Raw genomic sequence first — 21,211 nt, forward strand, 5'->3', positions numbered from 1 at the left:
AAAGATCTGCAAGGCAAGGAGCATACATTGCAAATATAATGAGTAGTGCTTATGATGGGCTCAGATGAAAATATGATGGGCTCAGATGAAATTATGATGGGCTCAGATGAAAATATGATGGGCTCAGATGAAAATATGATGGGCTCAGATGAAATTATGATGGGCTCAGATGAAATTATGATGGGCTCAGATAAAAGTATGATGGACTCAGATAAAATAATGATAGGCTCAGATAAAAATATGATGGACTCAGATAGATAAAGCTATAATTTTGTGTATGGGGTGATATATTTTAGCTAAACTGGCTGAAATGATAGGATTTATTAATTTGTTTATAGTTATTAGTTATAGGTATATACCGGTTGATAAGTAATGCTTATTAACTTGATTAGGAGAAAATAAGGGTAAACACCTATAAATCTATTGCTAAACTTCCAAGGTTCGCTATAATATAAGTGTAAAGTTCGTAGACAAGTTTACCATACTTCACTGTTACTGAATGTGGCGTGACACACGCAGATAGGAGCCGAAATGAAAAAATTAGATATGCTTTATGAAGGAAAAGCCAAGAAAGTATTTAAGACAGATAACGAAGACGTATATATCGTTGATTATAAGGATGATGCAACCGCTTTTAATGGCTTAAAAAAAGGAACCATCGTTGGAAAAGGTGTAATTAATAACAGAATGTCCAACCACATATTCCAGTTGCTTGAAAAAGAAGGGGTACCCACACATTATATTGAGGAATTAAGTGACAGGGAAACGGCTGTGAAGAAAGTTGAAATCGTACCGCTTGAAGTAATCGTACGTAATGTATCCGCAGGAAGCTTTGCTAAAAAACTTGGTATGGAGGAAGGCATAAAATTATTATGCCCCACACTGGAATTCAGCTATAAAGATGATGATTTGGGTGATCCTATGATTAATGACTATTATGCCATTGCCATTGGTGCAGCTACCAGAGAAGAAATTGATCGTATTACTGAACTAACTTTTAAAGTAAATGAAGTACTTTGCAAGTATTTTGAAGAATGTGGAATTGAATTAATCGATTTTAAAATAGAATTTGGCAGATACAAGGGAGAAGTAATCTTAGCAGATGAAATTTCACCGGATACCTGCAGACTTTGGGATATCAAGACACACGATAAATTAGATAAAGACCGTTTTAGAAGAGACTTAGGCAATGTAGAAGACGCCTATCAGGAAGTATTAAAACGTCTTGGTCTGGCTAAATAAAAACAGTACCGCCTGTCCGAACGGATGGAATCGGTTAACGAAAAATGGACAATAGTATAACATATTGTCCATTTTTCAGCCACTGGAGTAATTTAAAATGACGCATGAAAATCCGGAGAAATATGATTAAATAAGTCCTTCGGCTTATTTATCCATTTTAACACTTTATATAGAAAGGAAATTGCGATGAATAATAGTAATAAGGTTGATAACTATATTTCAGACGAAATACATGAGGAATGCGGTGTCTTTGGCATCTATGATTTTGACGGCAAGGATGTGGCTTCCTCTATTTATTACGGTTTATTTGCACTTCAGCACAGAGGTCAGGAAAGCTGTGGTATCGCAGTAAGTGACACCAATGGACCGAAAGGAAGCGTAAAATCCTATAAAGGCATGGGTCTGGTCAATGAGGTATTTACCCCAGAGAGTCTTGATTCTTTAAACGGAAATATCGGTTTAGGACATGTACGTTACTCAACGGCTGGAGCCAGCAATCGGGAAAACACCCAGCCCCTGGTATTAAATTATGTAAAAGGTACGTTAGGTTTAGCACATAACGGTAACCTGGTTAATGCCCTGGAATTAAAGGACGAGCTGGCCTATACCGGTGCAATATTCCAAACCACCATTGATTCAGAAGTAATTGCTTATCTCATTGCCAGAGAACGGTTACAGACAGGCAGTGTAGAAGAAGCGGTGAAAAAGGCTATGTTAAAGTTAAAAGGTGCTTACTCTTTGGTAATCATGAGCCCAAGAAAATTAATTGGTGCCAGAGATCCCTTTGGTTTCCGTCCCCTTTGTATTGGCAAAAGAGAGAATACCTATGTTCTGGCGTCCGAAAGTTCTGCCTTAGATGCAGTGGATGCAGAATTTATCCGTGATGTACAGCCAGGGGAAGTTGTAATGATTGATAAGGACGGTATCCACTCCGATACCTCCATGGTTCAGGCGAAAGCTGCCAAGTGTATCTTTGAATATATCTATTTTGCCAGACCCGACAGCTGTCTGGATTCCGTAAGCGTTTATAATTCAAGAATTATGGCAGGAAGGATTCTAGCCCAGACCTATCCGGTAGAGGCAGACTTAGTAATCGGAGTACCTGATTCCGGTAATGCGGCCGCTATGGGATATTCCTTTGAATCCGGCATCCAGTACGCCACGGCTTTTGTAAAGAACAGTTATGTTGGACGTACTTTTATTAAACCTAAACAATCCATGCGGGAATCCAGTGTCAGGATTAAACTAAATGTATTAAAGGACGTTGTAAAAGGCAAACGTGTTATTATGATTGATGATTCAATCGTAAGAGGAACTACCAGTGAAAGAATCGTAAGAATGCTTAAAAATGCAGGAGCCACCGAGGTTCATGTCAGAATTAGTTCCCCGCCCTTTTTATATCCCTGCTACTTTGGTACCGACGTACCTTCCGATGATCAATTGATTGCCCATAATAATACCGTAGAACAGATCCGGGAGGTAATCGGAGCAGATTCCTTAGGCTATCTGTCCGTAGACCGCTTAAGTGAACTGATTAACGGAGATACCGGTTACTGTGATGCTTGTTTTACCGGAAATTATCCGGTGGAACCCCCGAAGGAAGATATCAGGGGAGAGTACGACAGATAAGAAACAAAGTATCATACTCAGTGAACTGGAAGATTTTATTACATGACAGCGGTTTGTCATGTCTGACAGATATAATTTACGTATGGTTAATGCAGAAACGATATGATATAATTGGTTGAGTTCTGTTATGGATTAGTTATGTACCCCGGTGTGTCTTACCGGAGTGAGTCAAAGTCTCATAAAACGGAAAATATGTGTGTTCAAAGTTTTTTATGAACCGCAAAATATGTGTGTTCAAAGTTTTATGAAACGGTATTTAATAACAGAATCTTAAATAGTAGATAATAAAATGGAGTATGGAACATAAATAGGAAATAGTCCATATTAGTTGCAGCATCAGGAGGATTTTATGAGTTACGATAAATATGTAAGCCCTTTGTCCGAACGCTATGCCGGTAAAGAAATGCAGTATATTTTTTCCCCGGATATGAAGTTTAGGACCTGGAGAAAGTTATGGGTGGCTTTAGCAGAAGCCGAGAAAGAGCTGGGGTTAGCAATAACAGAGGAACAAATTGAAGAATTAAAGAAATATCAGGACGATATTAATTATGATGTGGCAAAGGAAAGAGAAGCCCTGGTACGTCATGATGTAATGTCCCATGTTTATGCCTACGGCGTTCAGTGTCCTAATGCAAAGGGTATTATCCATTTAGGCGCAACCTCCTGTTATGTAGGAGATAATACGGATATCATCGTTATGACGGAAGCTTTAAAGCTGGTGAAAAAGAAACTTCTGAATGTAATGGATGAACTGTCTAAGTTTGCCATGAAGTATAAGGGACTGCCGACGCTGGCGTTTACCCATTTTCAGCCGGCGCAGCCGACTACTGTTGGTAAAAGAGCTGCTCTTTGGTTAATGGAATTAAAACTGGATTATGATGATATCTGTTATGTAATAGACAGTATGAGATTATTAGGCTCGAAAGGCACCACCGGAACCCAGGCCAGTTTCTTAGAACTATTTGACGGTGACCATGACAGAATTAAACGACTGGATAAGCTGATTGCTGAAAAAGTAGGCTTTACTGATTGCTACCCTGTATCGGGACAGACCTATTCCCGTAAGGTAGATACCAGAGTGGTGAATATCCTTGCCGGTATTGCAGCCAGTGCCCATAAATTTTCGAATGATATCAGGCTGTTACAGCATTTAAAAGAAATCGAAGAGCCTTTTGAAAAGAACCAGATTGGTTCTTCAGCTATGGCTTATAAACGGAATCCTATGAGAAGTGAACGTATCGCTTCTCTTGCTAATTATGTAATGGCTGATGTGATGAACCCTGCAATTACATCTGCAACCCAGTGGTTTGAAAGAACCCTGGATGATTCAGCGAATAAGCGGATTAGTATTCCCGAAGCGTTCCTTGCGGTAGACGGTATATTAGACTTATATCTCAATGTAGTAGACGGTCTGGTGGTTTATCCCAAGGTAATTGAAAAGCGCCTTATGGCAGAACTTCCTTTTATGGCAACGGAAAACATTATGATGGATGCCGTTAAGCTTGGCGGTGACAGACAGGAACTGCATGAAAAAATCAGAACCTTATCCATGGAAGCCGGAAGAAATGTGAAGGAGTACGGTCTTGACAACAATCTTCTGGAACTGATTGCTGCAGATCCTTCCTTTAACATGTCTTTGGAGGAACTTAAGAATACGATGGATCCGTCTAAATATACCGGACGTTCCGAGCAGCAGGTGGAAGAATTTATTACTGAGGTTATTTTACCGATTTTGAATGAGAATAAAGCGTTATTGGGTTTAAAAGCCGATATTAAAGTATGATAAAGAAACCATTTTGCAGTAGATAAACATAACTTCCTTTGCATGTGGTTCTGCGGTTTTAACACCTTTATCCCTTCGCTTTTGCAGGACAATACCAGATTCAGCTTTTTAGGTTAAAAAATGATAAATATCTTGTAGAAGCTTTTCAAATACAGTAAAAAGTGGTACATTATAATATAGCTAAAAAATCATCAGAATGGCTGAGATTTCCAGTCAATTGTGTCTGGGCAGCCAATATTTGAAATGGAGATTAGATATGGGACAGATTAAGGTTACAGTATGGAATGAATATCTACATGAAATTGAATTAAAAGAAGCTGCAGCAGTATATCCTGAGGGAATACACGGTTGTATTGCAAAATTTTTAGAAGAAGCAGGTATGGATGTAAAAACCGCCACGCTGACTATGCCGGAACACGGGTTAACCGAAGAAGTACTAAGTAATACAGATGTTTTAATCTGGTGGGGTCATATGGCTCATGATAAAGTGGAAGATGCAATCGTAGAAAGGGTTTATCACCGTGTACTGGAGGGTATGGGATTAATTGTACTGCACTCCGGACATGCTTCTAAAATATTCAGTAAGTTATTGGGTACTGCCACAGAATCACTAAAATGGAGAGAAGACGGTGAGAAAGAAATAATCTGGTCTGTAAATCCGGGACATCCAATCTGCGACGGAATGGAGGAGAAGTTTATTATCCCGGCAGAAGAGATGTATGGAGAACACTTTAATATACCTCAGCCCGATGAGCAGGTTTTTATTAGCTGGTTTGAGGGAGGAGAAGTATTTAGAAGCGGCTGCTGCTGGAACAGAGGAAAGGGAAGGATTTTCTACTTCCGTCCCGGTCATGAAACTTTTCCGGTTTATCATATGCCTGAGGTTCAGAAGGTTATAACCAATGCCGTTAAGTGGGCCTGCCCGGTCAATACTCCGGAGGTAAAATACGGTAATGTGCCGCCGGTAGTTAAGTTCAGAGCATAGTAGAAAGTATTACCCATAAACAGAAAGATTAAATAACCGGATGAATGATAGAAGCACCCACTCTGTCATGCTGTCTTATGTATTGAATGATACGATTCTAGACAGTTTGTCAGGGAAGGTGCTTTTCGTATGAAATCATCAGTCATAGGTTAGCTTGGGTTATTTTTGTTTGGATTCCGATTGAGTTCTATTCTTCCTCCTCTTTCTCAAGTTCTTGCAAATAGCGGACATATTTCTTTATTTTTCTCTCGTTCAAAGAGTAATTAGTGAAAAACGATACTACAAAAAGTGTTATCAGCCAGGTCACGGTTTCTGAGAGAAAACCGGATTCTTTATAGGAATCACTGCCTTTCGTATACCAATTTAAGAGATATACCCCCAAAGTTATACTTAGCGTAGTGATAACGGAATCCCGAAGATACTTAAAGATTCGATTCTGTTTCCCTTTTCCGGTTAAATCTGTATTCAGTGTTTTTCCAATCATAGATACCGGCAGGGATGGACTGTATTCTTTATTAAGCCTTGAAGATATCAGAAAGGTAGCGGTAATTAATAAGAATAATATTACATCAGATACCGAAGAATCAAAACTCTTGGTTTTTAATATTTTTATAACCATGATTAAAATCAGATAGATATAAGTAAAATATAAAGTTATGACGGACGCTTTGCCTACACCGGCAAGGGTACGTTCATCGCCTCTGGAAGCTAAATTTCTTATTGTTTCTTTAAGTTTCATTTACGTTTCATCCTCCCAAAATAAATCATTCAGTGTTTTATTCAGTTTACTGCAGATTGCTATACAAAGCTTTAAGGTGGGATTATAGTTCCCAGCTTCGATCATACTGATAGTCTGCCTGGTAACTCCCACTGCTCTCGCCAGATCATCCTGAGTCATATCACATTCAATCCGGGCTATTTTCATCTTTTTATTTTTCATATTTGGATTCGATCACCTCTTTGATGCTCATTTTGACTTTAGCATTGTTGGTCTGAATTCGGAATTCGGCTGATTGCATTTTTCTAAAAAGATTGTACAATATAAGTTGATAAATGTCAAATATATATTACATTTTTAATACTGGCGTTTAATAGTTTATATTTATTTTATATTATTTTTTTGAGAAATCTTGGTTTTAACATAGTTATTCAAAACACATAATTGACCTCTAAACCACTCGAATCATTATAAAGTTATTATAAAATTAATATAAAATTAATATAAAATTTCTTTTAAATATTGGCATGTTTTCTGTTGACAACCATATGTTTATGGAATATACTACCAATAATTAAAAAGCTAAATTATAATATGAATAATAGGATATATGTATGAGCTGCCTGTGTATAAGTAATTCTTTCTCATAATGTCAGCTTGTATTTATTTCAGTTAGTTAATTTCTGACACGGGTCGATCAGATATTTTTCAGAGAGTATAAGGAATCGGAATCTCAAAAGCAAGAAGTGGAACCTCAAAAAGCAAGAAGTCAAATCGGATATTTCTACACCAGGATTGATGAGCAAATCAGTTTTGTGAGCATCGGCATCGTAAGATGTCCTGTAACTGTGAAAGTACTAAAAGTAACAGGAGATTTTAATATAGGATAAAACGTAAAATCAAAACGGAGGTAAATACGAATGAAAGAAAAAAGTATCTTTAAAACAATCCTTGGTGTCTGGAATACCAAGACTGTTGTAGTAATTGCAATTGGTGCAGCTTTATTTGGGGTATTGATGAACATTGGAGGAATACCGGTATTTACGAATACGAAACTGACAACTGCCATGATTATACCAGTTATTGTCGGCGGTATGTTCGGTCCGGTACCTGCATTTATTACCTGTCTGGTAGGTAATACCATAGCAGACTTAATCGGGGGCTGGGGGTATTGGTTTGACTGGTCCATTGGCAATGGTGTGTTAGGTTTTATTGTTGGACTTCTTCCCCTTTATGGTGCCAGGATTAATGATGGTATCTTTAAATTGCGCCACGCGGTTATTTATGTAATTACCTGTATCATTGGTAATGCCTTTGCCTTTGGTGTGGTAACACCTATTTTTACCGTTCTTTTTTACGGCGGTGAGCTGGAAGTTACTTTTGTTCAGTCTTTATCCGGCGGAATTGCCAATACTCTGGTACTGACTATTATCGGTATCCCGATTCTGTTTGCTTTATCAAAGCGCAATGCACGCAATACGAATTTAACCCTCGAATAGAAAGCGCAGTTGTAAAATGAAAAAACCAATCGTAGAATTTAAGGATTTTGGATTTAAATATAAATCTCAAACAGGAGCCACCTTACATAATATTAATCTTACAATTTATCAGGGAGAAAAAGTATTGTTGCTTGGTCCTAGCGGCAGCGGCAAATCAACTCTGGTTAATTGTATGAATGGATTAAATCCATTTTCTTATGAAGGTACTGTAACCGGCTCTCTTAAAATTGCTGGCATGGAAACGAAAGATGCCAGCATTTTTGCATTGAGCCGTATTGTCGGAACGGTTCTGCAGGATTCCGATGCTCAGTTTGTAGGACTCTCCGTAGGAGAGGATATCGCCTTTGCCCTGGAAAATGACAGCATGCCCCGTAAAGATATGCTTCCCAAGGTGCAAAAAGCAAGTGAAACAGTGGGAATGGAGGAATTCCTCCTCCATGTACCTTATGAATTATCTGGAGGGCAGAAGCAGAAAGTTGCCCTTGCAGGTGTCATTCATGATAATGTGGATTTATTAATCTTTGATGAACCTTTAGCGGCTTTAGACCCTAAGATGGGAATGTATGCGGTGGATTTAATCGACCGGATCCAAAAAGAACAGGATAAAACAGTCGTAATCATTGAACATCGTCTGGAGGATGTCCTATACCGGCAGGTAGACCGGGTTGTTCTGATGAACGATGGGAAAATCATCTTTAACGGTGTACCGGATGAACTCTTAGCGTCGGGGCTTTTACCGGAATATGGAATTAGGGAACCTCTTTATATTCTGGCTATGAAATATGCAGGCTGTCAATTTTATAAAGATCAGAATTTGTCCGATATTTATCATATGAATTTAGATTCCTTTGAGGAAAAGCTGATTAAGCAGCAGAAATTTAATTGGGAAAAGTATATACCCAAATTAGGCAGTGAAGTTCTTAGAGCGGACAAAGTATCCTATTCCTATGGTAAGGAGGAAGTACTAAAAGATATATCATTTTCCATAAGAAAAGGTGAAAAGATTGCCTTTGTAGGAAAAAATGGTGCTGGAAAAAGTACTATGGCAAAATTAATCTGCGGTATTGAAAGACCCTTAAGAGGAAGCATCTATATCAACGGACAGGATTATCTAACATTATCTATTAAGGAAATCGGTGAAAAAATCGGATTTGTTATGCAAAATCCCAATCAGATGCTGGTTAAGAACTTTATTCGGGAAGAAGTGGAACTTGCCCTTGTACTGAGGGGGAAAAGTAAGGACGAAATTGATGAAGCCGTTGAGAAGACCCTCAAAATGTGCGGGCTTTATGGGATGAGGAACTGGCCTGTAACGGCTGTCAGCTATGGGCAGAGAAAGCGGATTACCATAGCGTCCATTCTGGTATTAGAGCCGGAAGTCATTATACTGGATGAACCCACAGCCGGACAGGATTATTTCCATTACACAGAGATTATGAATTTTTTGGAGGAACTTAATAAAGAATACGGAATTACTATTATATTTATTACCCATGATATGCATTTGGCAATACAGTATACAGACCGAGCCGTTGTATTTGCAGAAGGCAGGCTGATTGCAGATGATTCCGTGTATAAGGTGCTTTCAGACAATGAAGTGATTGAACAGGCCAATTTAAAGCAGACGTCCCTTTATACCCTGGCAAAACGTCTGGATTTTAGTCCGGAGGAATATATTGAGCATTTTATTGCTTATGAAAGGATGATGAAAGAGCATGAATAACGAACTGCTGATCAATCTTATCCCGGGAAGTACCTGGCTGCATAAATTGACCGGAAAAACCAAAGTAAGAATGTTCCTGATTCTTCTGGTCTATATTATCATGTCCTTTGATATCCGGCTGTTGCTTCCCTTGTTTATAATCAGCTTTGCAGGGCTGATATCCCTAAAGCCTAAATGGAAAACCCTTAAATACATATTTATTATCGCAATTATCATGAATTCCATTAATATTATTCTGTACTGGGTAGTAAAGCCCTACTGCGGCAGTGACTGGTGCGGCGGCAGTAATACGGTATTGCTGCGGTTTACAGAAAGGTATTTTATATCGGCAGAAAGCATATGGTATCTGTCTATCCGGTTTTTTAAGATGATGACCTCACTGATGGTTTCAATGACCTTTGTGTTATCCATTACCCCTTCGGAATTGGCAGCAGGGTTGTATTCTGTTAAAGTGCCCTATAAAATCTGTACCATATTTTCTATTGCCTTTCGTTATATTCCGGATATCGGGAGAGATTTTGAGAATATCAAAATTTCCATGCAGGTCAGGGGAATTGAGCTGGATCCTAAAAAGGCCTCCATTCTTACACGTCTAAAGCAAAATATATTGATTTTAATGCCCTTAATCATTACCTCCTTTGACCGGGTTGGAAACATTGCCAATGCCATGGACTTAAGAGGTTACGGCAAGGGAAAGACCCGCACTTATTATAGTGAGCGGGAAGAAGAAAAGTCTGACCAGATTATGAAAGTAATATACAGCCTTTTAGCAGTGTTTTGTATCTATTGGATTATTACCCGCAATATTATGCCCCATTCTGCTAAAATGTGGTATCCGTTTTCATAGAACATGATACATGATACATGAAAGGTTCCCGAAGTATTTTATGACAGTGAACGAAGTGAAGTCACTTATAACCTGTGGTCCTATGTCATATAAAATAAGCAGGGGATATTATTAAGATAACAAATATATAAAAGATATAAAGTAGGTAGAAGATATAAAGTAGGTAGAAGATATAAAGTAGGTAGAAGATATAATGTAGATAGAAGATATAAAGCAGATAAAAAAAGAAAGGTGATAGGAATGAGCTATCTTAAGGAGATGATTAACGGTATCAGCGAACTGGTTAAGATTCCTACCGTCTATGAGGAGGCAACGGTATCGGAAACCATGCCTTATGGAGAAAAAGTGCACCGAGGATTTCTGTGGTTAAAGGAAATGGCCTTAAGAGACGGCTTTGAGGTTATAGAGTTTGACGGACATGCACTGGCTATCCGTATAAAAGGGCAACAATCAGAAAAACGGATTGATGTGGTTTCCCACCTGGATGTGGTTGAACCCGGAGAAGGCTGGACTTTAGAACCATTTGACGGAAGAATTACAGGAGAATATATCCATGGAAGAGGAACTCTGGATATGAAAGGTCCCCTTATGATTACCTATTATGCCCTGAAATATATGAAGGACCATAACATACCTTGTAAAAATGAAGTCCGTCTTGTAATCGGCGGCGATGAAGAACGGACCATGGATGATATGAGGTATTATGCAGCAAAGGCAGGAATCCCGGATTTTGCATTTACACCAGATGGTAAATTCCCAATCAGCTATGGAGAAAAGGGCGCTCTGATGTTTCAGATAACCGGAAATCATAAGAGCTGTATTGCTTCCTTAGAGGGTGGAGTCCAGTGTAATGTAATCAGCCCAGCTGCGGTCGCATATATTAAGGACTTAAAAATGGAGGACGAGTTTTTACGGGTTCTTAATAAGTCCGGTTATACCGGAGAGGTTATAAAAGAAAAGGAACAGCTTAAAATCACAGTCCACGGAAAAGCTGCCCATGCTTCCAGACCCGAGGACGGAGCCAATGCCACGGTGATGCTGTTGGATGTTATACAGCAGGCAGGTAAAGATCCTTTGGCTGGTCTGCTGTATAACTGCTTTTATGATTCCTATGGAAAAGGAGCCGGTATGGAATATGACTTGATACCTATGGGAAAACTTACGTTAAATTTAGGAATTTTAAAGATTCATAACAATAGTATTACAGCGGTTGTGGATTGCCGCTATCCCTTAGGTGTTACCTCAGATGTATTAAAAGAGAAACTTAAGGAAGCGTTAGGATCTTTTCAGATTGAAATCGGTTATGATGATAAACCTACCTTAGCGGATGTGAATTCACCTTATATCAAAGTGCTGCTGGATACTTACCGGCGTGTTACAAAAGATACCCAGGCAAAGCCCTTAATAAGCGGCGGGGTCACCTACAGTAAAGCCCTTGCAAACTGTGTTGCCTTTGGTCCCTTGACAAAAGAGGAACCTATGCTGGCCCATCAGGCTGATGAGAGAATTGAAATCCGAAAGGTAGAGAATTTATTTGAGGTATATAAGGAAGCCATGTGTTGCCTTGGGGATATGTAATAAAAGGCTTTGATAAGACTGTATAATGCAAAATGTTATAATGTAAAGCTGTCATGATACAAAGTGGAATAATACAATGCAGTTATAATACAAAGCAGTTACGAGACAATGCACGATACAAAGCAGTAACGAGATAAGCAGTATACAAAGCTGTCATGATACAAACAGTCATATTACAAAGCATTTATTATACAAGGTAGTCATAATTCAGCAATTATTATATACTACAATAATTCAAAACAGTAAATAATTCTAGAAGGGTAAATAATTAGGTACCCGGGAAGGACAATTTTGATATGAATGAAAAACCAATTTTAGTATTTCAAACGGACTTTACTTATAAAGAAGGTGCGGTCTGCTCCATGTATGGAGTGGTAAAAACCGTAGACCGCAGCCTGGAGATCTTTGACGGTACCCATGAAATCCCGCACTTTGATACCTGGAGTGCTTCTTACCGTCTGTACCAGTCCATGCGGTTCTGGCCAAAAGGTACCATATTCGTATCGGTGGTAGACCCGGGGGTAGGTACGAAAAGAAGGGCAGCGGTAGCCAAAACCACGGACGGATATTATGTGGTAACTCCGGATAACGGAGCCTTAACCCATGTTTTGAAGAACATAGGAATTGAAGAAGTAAGGGAAATTGACGAAACGATAAACCGGCTGAAATCTACAGTAGGAACCAGCATCTTCCATGGAAGGGATTTATTCGGCTACTGTGCTGCCAGACTTGCCAGCGGAATCATATCCTATGAAGAAGTTGGACCTGCATACCCGATACAGGAAATTGTAGTTCATGAAATACAAGAACCGGTCCTAAAACCAGGGAAAGCAGAAGGAATCTTTGAAATCAGCGACCCTAACTTCGGAAATCTGTGGAGTAACATTCCGGTGGAGGAGTTTCTTAATAACGGTTTTGCATATGGGGATATTCTTAAGGTGGCTATTTATCATGGCAACGACCTTATATATCAGGAAAAAGTACCCTTTGCCAAATCCTTTGGCTATGTAAAAAAAGGTGAACCGGTGGTTTATACCAATGAGCTTATGAAAATAGCTATGGCTAACAGTATGGGTAATTTTATGGATACCTATCAGGTGGATTTCGGACAGGACTGGAAGGTTAAGTTTGAGAAATAAACCGGGTAAGTTATATTCATGATAATTGAACTTACAATGGTAACAGATAAAAAAACTCAGATAAAAAAAGCTGCGGGCAAATTTCAAAAAAGGTATTGACTCTGGTATCATACCATAGTTTATAATAATATTTAACAGCTAATATAAATAGAGAAACAAGGAATAGAATAAGCAAAGTAGACTGCCTATGAGGCAATTGCCAATTAAAAAAGGATATAAAGGAGCGTGGATGCTTAAAATTTAGCATCTTAGCTTCTCTTTTTTATTTTATGAGGAAAGTTTGCTGAACTATCCTGTAAAATAGAGCTCCGTGCAGGAGGCGATTGACACGGAACAGGAAGGTGTCACTGATGTGACAGCGCATTAGCGCTAGAGTCTGGCGAGCCAGACGCTTTGATCTAATAGGATTGCCTTAAGTGTCGAAGAAGCAGTAAAACAGGAGGATTGAAATAAACGGACAGAGAAGTCGCTTATGGTGATTTCTGCTGTCTGTTTTATGTTATAGAAAATTCCTTTGAAATAGAAAACCCTGACAGGCAGGAGGTATGTCTATTCCATTTACCAATCAAAATGTGCTGATCGGATTCACATAGGTATATGCGGTTAGTATTAATAAGTACTAAGTAATAATGATTTGGTCAGGTATGATAAAGCAAAGCAGTTTGTGAATAGATAAAGTGCTTTGGAATAAAAATAAGAAATTTAAGTGCGCAGCAGCGCACGGATAGGAGAATGATATGGAGACGAAGAAAAATTATATCAATGGACAGTGGGTTTTATCGGTTACCGAAAGAAAAAGAGAAATCATATGTCCTTCAAACGGCGAAATTATTGCTTACACCACTGAAAGCAATGAAGCCGATGCGAAAGCTGCTATTAAAGCCGCCAGAGAAGCTTTTTATGTAACCGGGGAATGGCGGAGAATGTCTGGAACCGACCGCGCAGACTACTTGTATCAGATTGCTGATGAAATTACCGCCCGTGGAGAGGAACTGGCAAGGACGGATACCCTTGATAATGGGAAACCGTTACGGGAAGCCCAGGGAGATGTATCCGATGCGGCGGCCTGCTTTAAATATTATGCAGGACTGATAACAAAGCCTCAGGGTGGCGTTTACGAAGTAAATAATGGTTTCGGTCCCATGCACTCTTACACCGTTCACGAACCGGTAGGAGTGTGTGCACAGATTACCCCTTGGAATTATCCTCTTCTTATGGCGGTCTGGAAGTTAGCGCCAGCGCTGGCAGCCGGTAACTGTATTGTATTTAAGCCCAGTGAAAATGCCCCCCTGTCAACGGTACTGCTGTTTGAAATCTTTGAAAAGGTGGGACTGCCAAAAGGTACTGTCAATCTGGTTCTAGGAACCGGCCCTGAGGTTGGTGCGGTATTTGCTGAAAGTGAAGAGGTAGACATGATTACCTTTACAGGAAGTACAAAAACCGGTCAATCCATTATGAAGGCGGCAGCCGGTAACCTGAAAAAGATAGGTTTGGAACTTGGCGGTAAATCGCCTAACATTGTGTTTGCAGACTGTGATTTTGAAGGCGCTATTGAATGGGCAATGATTGGGATTTTCTTTAACTCCGGACAGGTGTGTTCTGCCGGTTCCAGATTAATTATTGAAGATAGCATCAAAGATAAATTCCTTGCAAGATTAAAGGAGCGGGCCGAAGCCATAACCATAGGACCCGGTCTTTTAGACCCGGATATGGGAGCCATTATTACGAAAGCCCAGATGGAAAAGGTACTGGGGTATATTCAGTCGGGAATACAGGAAGGAGCAGTACTTGTCTGCGGCGGTGAAAGATATATGGAAGGTGAGTGTGCCAAGGGATTCTTTATCAAACCTACCATATTTGATCATTGTACCAGGGAGATGAAAATTGTAAGAGAAGAAATATTTGGACCGGTCCTTACGGTCCAGACGTTTAAAACAGAGGAGGAAGCCATTGCCCTTGCAAATGATACACCCTATGGTCTGGCAGGAACCGTATGTACGTTAAACAGCGCAAGAGCTCTTCGTGTCATGAAGGAGATAAGAGCAGGAATTATGTGGATTAACTGCTGTCAGCCCACCTTTAACGAAGCCCCCTGGGGAGGTTATAAGATGAGCGGCATTGGCAGGGAGCTTGGCGTTCATGGACTGGAAGAATACCAGGAAGTAAAACAGGTTAATATCGCACTGGAAACTGGGCCAATTGGCTGGTTTATGCATTAATTTAAATTATTATTGTTAAACTGGTGTCATATGGGATAATAATAATGTTAGTACAGCTATCTACTCTATATATAAAATATAAAAGAAAAAAATATACCCGTTGTAATCGCGATGGGTATTTTTTTCTTTTAATATGGATAAATTTCAAAGATTCATATATTCTTGTATAGAAAGGAAATATATCTTTATTTGAATATTTGATGGTTAAAAAGTGCAGCCATCCTATCAATAATTACTTTTGCCATATATCATAATAGAAAATATGGGGAATATAGCAAATAAAAGAAAATGCAGATAGTTACCCTATTGCGATATGGTAATATATGATGTATAATCATAAAAATAAATTTACATGGTATTTTATGACAAGTAAAGAAAGTTTGATCATATCTGGTGAAAGATATATATCAAAGAACAAGAACAGAGAAAAAAGAAATTGAAATACAGAATAAAAGAAGTTGGATTGCAGATAAAGAATTAGGAGGAATACAGAAAAGAGAAACGGGAACACAGAATGGAGTTGACAGGGAATAATTTCGGTAGTAGAATAACTTTAATTAATACATACTAAACCAATATGAATATATGAATAATATATGCGAAGACATAACACTAAAAATACTCTTAGGAAAAGTAAGAAAGAGAAACTTACGAAGCAGCCATGCTGCTGCGGGTTATGAAGATAAGCAGTCTGTGCATATTTTTGAGATGCCGCTTTATGCAGCATCCTCTCAAGCATTAACATGATAAGAATCTATTGGCAAAAGGAAGGATGAATAAGATGAATCGAAGGAATGGGAAGAAGATCACGGCACTTTTTATGGCACTTTTTATGATGCTGTCCTTAACAGCATGCGGAGGGACTCAGAAATCCGGAGACAAAGATACGGCTGCTGTAAATGGTGAAAACCAAAGCACTACAGAAACAACAGCCGGGGATACTACCTCAGACAGCGGAAATACCGTGACAGGAGATAAAATTGTTAACATCGGTATGACAGATACCTTATCCACCAGTAATCCCCTGTTAATGGATGCTACGGAAATCCTTAAGTATTCTACCGGACTGGAATTTCTGCCCTTAGTGGAATTAAACAGCAGCCTGGAATTTGAAGGTATGCTGGCTTCTTCTATCACAACAGAGGATAATCTGCATTTTACCGTTAATCTCGATAAAGCTGCGGTATGGTCCGATGGTCAGCCGGTTACGGCAGAGGATGTGGTATTTACAGTACTAAAACTTGCAAGTCCCAAACTTGCCAATGCTAATATGGCTTTATATGCCTTTGAAGGTGTCGGAGATGATGGCTTTGTGAAGGAGGGTGCTACCGAAATATCCGGTGTAAAGGCCGTGGATGAGAAGACAGTGGAATTTACCACCAAGTATAAAATGGCACTCACTACCTTTGAAAATACATACGGCCGTTATATCCTTACCCTTCCAAAGCACATATTAAAGGATGTGGCTGAGGAGGATCTTGCAGCATATGACTGGTTTAACGCACCTACTGTAGTAAGCGGACCTTATCGGATTACAGATGTGGATCTTCAGCATTATGTGTCCTATACAGCTAATGATAAGTACTGGAAGGGTGTTCCAAAGATTGGTAAGTTAAATATAAAGATTCTGCCGGCTGCTCAGCTCTTAACCAGCCTTCAGTCCGGTGAAATAGATTTTGTACAACAGACTACAGGTAACATTTTGCAGGAAGATTATGCTGGAGTGGAAGGTCTTGATAATGTTAATGTTACCTATGGCTCGCCAATAACTAATCAGTCCATCTTTTTTAACACTACCAGTATAACGGATGTAAGAATCCGTCAGGCTATTTTGTGCGGCTTTGACCGTCAGGCTATCATAACCGGACTCTTAAATGGAAAAGGTGAAGTAGTAGACGGCTTTTTATCCAGTGCAGGACCTTTTTATGATTCCAGCTTAACACCGACAGCCTATGATCCGGAAAAAGCAAAAGCCCTTGTAAAAGAAGCAGAAAGCAATGGCTGGGATTCCTCCAAAGTACTTCAGTTCTATGTAAACAGCGGAGATACTACCTTTACCCAGGCAGCAGATTACATTACTGCCCAGCTTGCAGAAGTAGGAATTAAAGTCCAGGTGAATACCGTAGATTTGTCAACCCTTATGACCACAGCAGGCAGTAAAGGCTTTGACATGCTGGCAGTCCAATATACCTATGCACCGGTTGATCCTTATCCGGATGTTAACTGGCTTTTATCTGCAGACGGCTGGACCGGTTTTGCAAATGCTCAGATATCCGATGCCCTGTCAGCAACCCAGACCACCAGTGATGTGGCAGCAATCAAGACACAATATCTGACCATTGATAAGATTGTACAGGAACAGGTACCTATGATTTCAGCTTATGTCATCAGTGCACAAGGTGCCGCCAATAAACGTCTGGTAAATGCTACACCAAATGTATACGGTTCCTTTATTAATATTCAGGATTGGGATGTGACACAATGACCCCTATACTAGAGGTAAAAGAGTTAGAAGTAGCCTTCACCGCAGACAAAAAGGAAATTACCCGTATTGATAAAGTAAGCTTTCAGGTAAACTCTGGAGAAATCCTCTGTATCGTTGGAGAATCCGGTTCCGGTAAGAGTGTAACCGCTCTTTCGATACTGGGGCTCCTTGACAAAAATGGTAAGGTAACCGGCGGAGACATCACCTTTAACGGTGAAAACTTAGCTGTTAAAACAGAAAAAGAACTGGATGAAATAAGAGGAAGTGCCCTGACCATGATTTTTCAGGATGCCCTGACCAGTTTAAACCCGGTATTTACAGTGGGAAACCAGATAACAGAAACCATGGTATCCCACTTAAAAATTGATAAAAAAGAAGCCAGGAAGAGGGCGGCAGATCTGCTTAAAAAGGTAGGACTGCCGGATTCTGACCTTGTTATGAAAAAATATCCCCATACCCTGTCAGGAGGGATGCGACAGCGGGTTATGATTGCTATGGCTTTAGCCTGTAATCCGCTGCTTTTGATTGCAGATGAACCGACCACTGCCCTGGATGTTACGATTCAGGCACAGATTATGGAACTGCTTAAGACTCTTAATCAGGAACTTAATATGTCAATTATATTGATTACCCATGATATGGGGCTGGTAGCAGAAATGGCTGACCGGGTACTGGTAATGTATGCGGGACAAATCGTAGAAGAAGGAAAGGTATCTGATCTCTTTCAGAATACAGAACATCCCTACACCAGAGCACTTTTACAATCAATACCAAGTATACGGGATAAGGAAACCAGAGAACTGGTGCCGATTAAGGGAGCAGTTCCGGAACAATATCAGGAGATTAAGGGTTGCCGTTTTGCCAACCGATGTTCGTATGCCGGGCCAGATTGCAGTCTGGAGCAGAAGTTAATTGAAACAGAAGAAGGGCATTATAAACGCTGTTGGAGATCCCTGGAAGATATAATGAATGTTACGTCTGAAATAAAAATAGCAGAAAGAAGTAATGTTAGTGAGTAACATAGTAAAGAAATAGCGAGGAATTTGTGCTTTTTGGGTCTTGCTTTACCACATGAAAAAAGCATGAGTGAATACCAGGCTCAACTTAAAATAAATGACTTAAATAAATGGCTGATGAGAAGATAACAAAGCGGATAAACAGGAGGAATGGCTGGTGGAGAAGGATAAAGTACCTCTGATAGAAATAAAAGGATTAATAAAACATTATCCTGTTATGGGCGGTGTCATTCCCCATGCTGTAGGGAAGATTAAAGCTGTGGATGGTGTTGATTTAACAATATATACAGGAGAAACCCTTGGTCTCGTTGGAGAATCCGGCTGCGGAAAATCTACGATTGGGCGTCAGCTGGCAGTTCTTGAGAAACCTACGAAAGGGCAGATATTCTATGATGGAATTCAGTTAACTGACATCTCAGCCAGGGAACTAAAAAAAATCCGTACTCAAATTCAAATGGTATTTCAGGATCCTTATTCTTCTCTAAATCCCAGAAAGCGAATTATGGATATTATTTCGGCACCTATGCTGTATCACGGCATCTGTGCCAGTAAAACGGCAGAGTCACAGGTTGACCGACTGCTTGAACTGGTAGGGCTTCCAAAGACAAGTAAAGAACGCTATCCCCATGAATTCTCAGGTGGGCAAAGACAGCGTATCGGAATAGCAAGAGCACTTTCCTTAAATCCAAGGCTGATTATCTGTGATGAACCAGTAAGTGCCCTGGACGTTTCCATACAGGCCCAGATACTAAATCTGCTTAAAAACCTCCAGGAGGAATTAAACATTACCTATCTCTTTATCGGACATGGTCTGGATGCCGTTAATTATGTCAGTAGCCGCATCGCAGTTATGTATCTTGGGAAGATAGTGGAGATAGCAGAAGCGAAAGAATTATTTGCCAACCCCATACATCCTTATACAAAGGCTTTATGCAATGCAGCCCCCATACCAGATCCTAGGGAACGGAACAGAGAGAGGACTATATTGCAGGGGGAGATTCCTTCCAATACCTTAATACCTTCCGGCTGCAGATTTCATCCAAGGTGTCCTTACGCAGTGGAAACCTGTAAAATAGCAGAACCAGTCCTGGCACCGGTTAGCACCGCAAGCTCTCATAGGGCAGCCTGTCCGGTTATGTCTAATAACCTTAAGGGAAAGGAGGAGGCAGATGCTTAAATATATAGTAAGGCGGATTCTAATTGCAATACCGGTACTGCTTGGTATTACAATCATTGATTATTTTATTATGAGTTTAGCTGGCAGTCCCCTGGAAATGATTCAGGGTGCCAGAGTGTCTCAGGCAGCTCTGGAAGTAAAGAAAGTTGCCCTGGGGCTTGATCAGCCCGTCTATATCCAATATCTTCACTGGTTGAAGGAACTGTTCCACGGTAATTTAGGTTATTCCATGAAGAACTACCAGCCGGTAAGCCAGATGATAGGAACTTACATTGGACCGACCCTGTTACTTATGGCGTCTTCTCTGGTAGTCAGTATGATCATTGCAGTTCCCGCAGGAATTTATAGTGCAGTGCGCCAGTATTCCATCGGAGATTACTCCGTGGTAACCTTATCCTTTTTAGGCAGCAGTATACCAGGGTTCTTTTTATCCCTTATCTTAATTTATATTTTTACCGTAAGGCTTGGATGGCTGCCTTCCAGCGGAATGTCCACGTTAGGAGCAGATAAGAATGTTTGGGATATTATAAAGCATATGATTATGCCGGTAATTGTTCTGGCAGCCTCCATGGCCGGCACCAATATCCGCTATATCCGGAGTGCTATGCTTGAAATTCTACAAAAAGATTACCTTCGCACCGCAAAAGCAAAGGGAATCGGACGGTTTCTCGTAATCAACAAACATGCCCTTAGAAATGCCATGTTACCGATTGTTACTGTATTTGGTATGGAGATACCGGTTCTTTTCGGAGGTGCTATTATAATTGAACAGATTTTTAGCTGGCCCGGTCTGGGACTGATGACCATGAGTGCCATTATTAACAGGGATTACCCCGTTATTATGGGAGTATGTCTGATGTCGGCTATCGTGGTAATGGCTGCTAATTTACTAACAGATATACTATATGCCGTGGTTGACCCGACGATTAAATATTAAGCGGGGCTACTTAGAGGAATTACTTTGGCTGAATATTATTTTAGTGAGAAAACTTCTGCATAAATCATTTGGTGGAATACTATGGTTAAGATAATTCAAGGTATCTTTTATTTGAAAGACATATTAGGTGAAGGAACGATACTAAGTACCTATATTTGTTTCACTTACAGCAGGATATACGGAATATTATAAGAAAGAGGCAGGTTTAGAAAACAATAGTGATTTTCTTAACTT

The 21,211-nt window shown here is 39.8% G+C and carries 17 protein-coding genes; 15 read left to right on the plus strand and 2 right to left on the minus strand.

The genetic code is table 11. The features are described from left to right. Positions 1 to 51: 51 nt before the first annotated feature. The 5 genes from QA584_RS04215 (at position 52) to QA584_RS04235 (ending at position 5,639) form a co-directional block, all read left to right on the plus strand. A complete protein-coding gene (locus QA584_RS04215) occupies positions 52 to 261 on the plus strand; it encodes a hypothetical protein (RefSeq protein ID WP_278273253.1) in 210 nt (69 codons plus the stop codon). Between the two features lie 270 nt (positions 262 to 531). Further along, complete coding sequence (purC, locus tag QA584_RS04220) at positions 532 to 1,242, plus strand: phosphoribosylaminoimidazolesuccinocarboxamide synthase (RefSeq protein ID WP_278273254.1); 711 nt, start codon at positions 532 to 534, stop codon at positions 1,240 to 1,242. Positions 1,243 to 1,428: 186 nt separating this feature from the next. Beyond that, entirely contained in the window at positions 1,429 to 2,871 is a 1,443-nt protein-coding gene (purF, locus tag QA584_RS04225; RefSeq protein ID WP_278273255.1) for an amidophosphoribosyltransferase, read from the plus strand. 349 nt (positions 2,872 to 3,220) lie between these two features. Continuing rightward, positions 3,221 to 4,654, plus strand: coding sequence for an adenylosuccinate lyase (gene purB, locus QA584_RS04230; RefSeq protein ID WP_278273256.1), 1,434 nt, complete (start codon positions 3,221 to 3,223; stop codon positions 4,652 to 4,654). A 256-nt stretch (positions 4,655 to 4,910) separates the two neighbouring features. Beyond that, positions 4,911 to 5,639 carry a ThuA domain-containing protein gene (locus tag QA584_RS04235; RefSeq protein WP_278273257.1) on the plus strand — a complete coding sequence of 243 codons (729 nt, stop codon included), beginning with the start codon at positions 4,911 to 4,913 and terminating at the stop codon, positions 5,637 to 5,639. 187 nt (positions 5,640 to 5,826) lie between these two features. Here the strand turns inward: QA584_RS04235 and QA584_RS04240 are convergent, their stop codons facing one another. Both QA584_RS04240 and QA584_RS04245 read right to left on the minus strand, forming a co-directional pair. Beyond that, a complete protein-coding gene (locus QA584_RS04240; RefSeq protein WP_278273258.1) occupies positions 5,827 to 6,378 on the minus strand; it encodes a hypothetical protein in 552 nt (183 codons plus the stop codon). Continuing rightward, positions 6,379 to 6,579, minus strand: coding sequence for a helix-turn-helix transcriptional regulator (locus tag QA584_RS04245; RefSeq protein ID WP_278273259.1), 201 nt, complete (start codon positions 6,577 to 6,579; stop codon positions 6,379 to 6,381). A gap of 698 nt (positions 6,580 to 7,277) precedes the next feature. Here QA584_RS04245 and QA584_RS04250 point away from each other — a divergent pair. From QA584_RS04250 to QA584_RS04295, 10 genes are all read left to right on the plus strand, one after another. Beyond that, positions 7,278 to 7,856: an ECF-type riboflavin transporter substrate-binding protein gene (locus QA584_RS04250; RefSeq protein WP_278273260.1), complete on the plus strand. Its 579-nt coding sequence runs from the start codon at positions 7,278 to 7,280 to the stop codon at positions 7,854 to 7,856. Between the two features lie 16 nt (positions 7,857 to 7,872). Next, the gene (locus QA584_RS04255) at positions 7,873 to 9,579 is read left to right on the plus strand and encodes an ABC transporter ATP-binding protein (RefSeq protein ID WP_278273261.1); all 1,707 of its coding nucleotides are present in this window, start codon (positions 7,873 to 7,875) and stop codon (positions 9,577 to 9,579) included. Further along, positions 9,572 to 10,426: an energy-coupling factor transporter transmembrane component T family protein gene (locus tag QA584_RS04260; protein WP_278273262.1), complete on the plus strand. Its 855-nt coding sequence runs from the start codon at positions 9,572 to 9,574 to the stop codon at positions 10,424 to 10,426. Before QA584_RS04255 ends, QA584_RS04260 begins: the two co-directional genes overlap by 8 nt. A gap of 240 nt (positions 10,427 to 10,666) precedes the next feature. Further along, on the plus strand, positions 10,667 to 12,004 hold the full coding sequence (locus QA584_RS04265; protein ID WP_278273263.1) for a Sapep family Mn(2+)-dependent dipeptidase: 1,338 nt from the start codon (positions 10,667 to 10,669) through the stop codon (positions 12,002 to 12,004). 296 nt (positions 12,005 to 12,300) lie between these two features. Continuing rightward, positions 12,301 to 13,143: an SAM hydrolase/SAM-dependent halogenase family protein gene (locus QA584_RS04270; protein WP_278273264.1), complete on the plus strand. Its 843-nt coding sequence runs from the start codon at positions 12,301 to 12,303 to the stop codon at positions 13,141 to 13,143. Between the two features lie 737 nt (positions 13,144 to 13,880). After that, positions 13,881 to 15,362 carry an aldehyde dehydrogenase family protein gene (locus tag QA584_RS04275; RefSeq protein ID WP_278273265.1) on the plus strand — a complete coding sequence of 494 codons (1,482 nt, stop codon included), beginning with the start codon at positions 13,881 to 13,883 and terminating at the stop codon, positions 15,360 to 15,362. A gap of 781 nt (positions 15,363 to 16,143) precedes the next feature. Then, positions 16,144 to 17,847: an ABC transporter substrate-binding protein gene (locus QA584_RS04280; protein ID WP_278273266.1), complete on the plus strand. Its 1,704-nt coding sequence runs from the start codon at positions 16,144 to 16,146 to the stop codon at positions 17,845 to 17,847. Beyond that, positions 17,844 to 18,866 carry an ABC transporter ATP-binding protein gene (locus QA584_RS04285; protein WP_278273267.1) on the plus strand — a complete coding sequence of 341 codons (1,023 nt, stop codon included), beginning with the start codon at positions 17,844 to 17,846 and terminating at the stop codon, positions 18,864 to 18,866. The genes QA584_RS04280 and QA584_RS04285 overlap by 4 nt, the downstream gene beginning before the upstream one ends. A gap of 151 nt (positions 18,867 to 19,017) precedes the next feature. Beyond that, complete coding sequence (locus tag QA584_RS04290) at positions 19,018 to 20,040, plus strand: ABC transporter ATP-binding protein (protein ID WP_278275108.1); 1,023 nt, start codon at positions 19,018 to 19,020, stop codon at positions 20,038 to 20,040. Next, complete coding sequence (locus QA584_RS04295; protein WP_278273268.1) at positions 20,033 to 20,977, plus strand: ABC transporter permease; 945 nt, start codon at positions 20,033 to 20,035, stop codon at positions 20,975 to 20,977. Before QA584_RS04290 ends, QA584_RS04295 begins: the two co-directional genes overlap by 8 nt. Positions 20,978 to 21,211: the final 234 nt, after the last annotated feature.

The organism is Anaerocolumna sp. AGMB13025 (assembly GCF_029689925.1).
Classification (GTDB): domain Bacteria; phylum Bacillota; class Clostridia; order Lachnospirales; family Lachnospiraceae; genus Anaerocolumna.

Excerpts from the sequence above, each read along its gene's own strand:
- QA584_RS04240 (WP_278273258.1), bottom strand. The coding sequence starts at position 6,378 with ATGAAACTTAAAGAAACAATAAGAAATTTAGCTTCCAGAGGCGATGAA.
- QA584_RS04285 (WP_278273267.1), top strand. The coding sequence starts at position 17,844 with ATGACCCCTATACTAGAGGTAAAAGAGTTAGAAGTAGCCTTCACCGCA.
- QA584_RS04215 (WP_278273253.1), top strand. The coding sequence starts at position 52 with ATGATGGGCTCAGATGAAAATATGATGGGCTCAGATGAAATTATGATG.
- QA584_RS04245 (WP_278273259.1), bottom strand. The coding sequence starts at position 6,579 with ATGAAAAATAAAAAGATGAAAATAGCCCGGATTGAATGTGATATGACT.
- QA584_RS04270 (WP_278273264.1), top strand. The coding sequence starts at position 12,301 with ATGAATGAAAAACCAATTTTAGTATTTCAAACGGACTTTACTTATAAA.
- QA584_RS04295 (WP_278273268.1), top strand. The coding sequence starts at position 20,033 with ATGCTTAAATATATAGTAAGGCGGATTCTAATTGCAATACCGGTACTG.
- QA584_RS04250 (WP_278273260.1), top strand. The coding sequence starts at position 7,278 with ATGAAAGAAAAAAGTATCTTTAAAACAATCCTTGGTGTCTGGAATACC.
- QA584_RS04280 (WP_278273266.1), top strand. The coding sequence starts at position 16,144 with ATGAATCGAAGGAATGGGAAGAAGATCACGGCACTTTTTATGGCACTT.
- QA584_RS04275 (WP_278273265.1), top strand. The coding sequence starts at position 13,881 with ATGGAGACGAAGAAAAATTATATCAATGGACAGTGGGTTTTATCGGTT.
- purF (WP_278273255.1), top strand. The coding sequence starts at position 1,429 with ATGAATAATAGTAATAAGGTTGATAACTATATTTCAGACGAAATACAT.
- purB (WP_278273256.1), top strand. The coding sequence starts at position 3,221 with ATGAGTTACGATAAATATGTAAGCCCTTTGTCCGAACGCTATGCCGGT.
- QA584_RS04255 (WP_278273261.1), top strand. The coding sequence starts at position 7,873 with ATGAAAAAACCAATCGTAGAATTTAAGGATTTTGGATTTAAATATAAA.
- QA584_RS04260 (WP_278273262.1), top strand. The coding sequence starts at position 9,572 with ATGAATAACGAACTGCTGATCAATCTTATCCCGGGAAGTACCTGGCTG.
- QA584_RS04235 (WP_278273257.1), top strand. The coding sequence starts at position 4,911 with ATGGGACAGATTAAGGTTACAGTATGGAATGAATATCTACATGAAATT.
- QA584_RS04265 (WP_278273263.1), top strand. The coding sequence starts at position 10,667 with ATGAGCTATCTTAAGGAGATGATTAACGGTATCAGCGAACTGGTTAAG.
- purC (WP_278273254.1), top strand. The coding sequence starts at position 532 with ATGAAAAAATTAGATATGCTTTATGAAGGAAAAGCCAAGAAAGTATTT.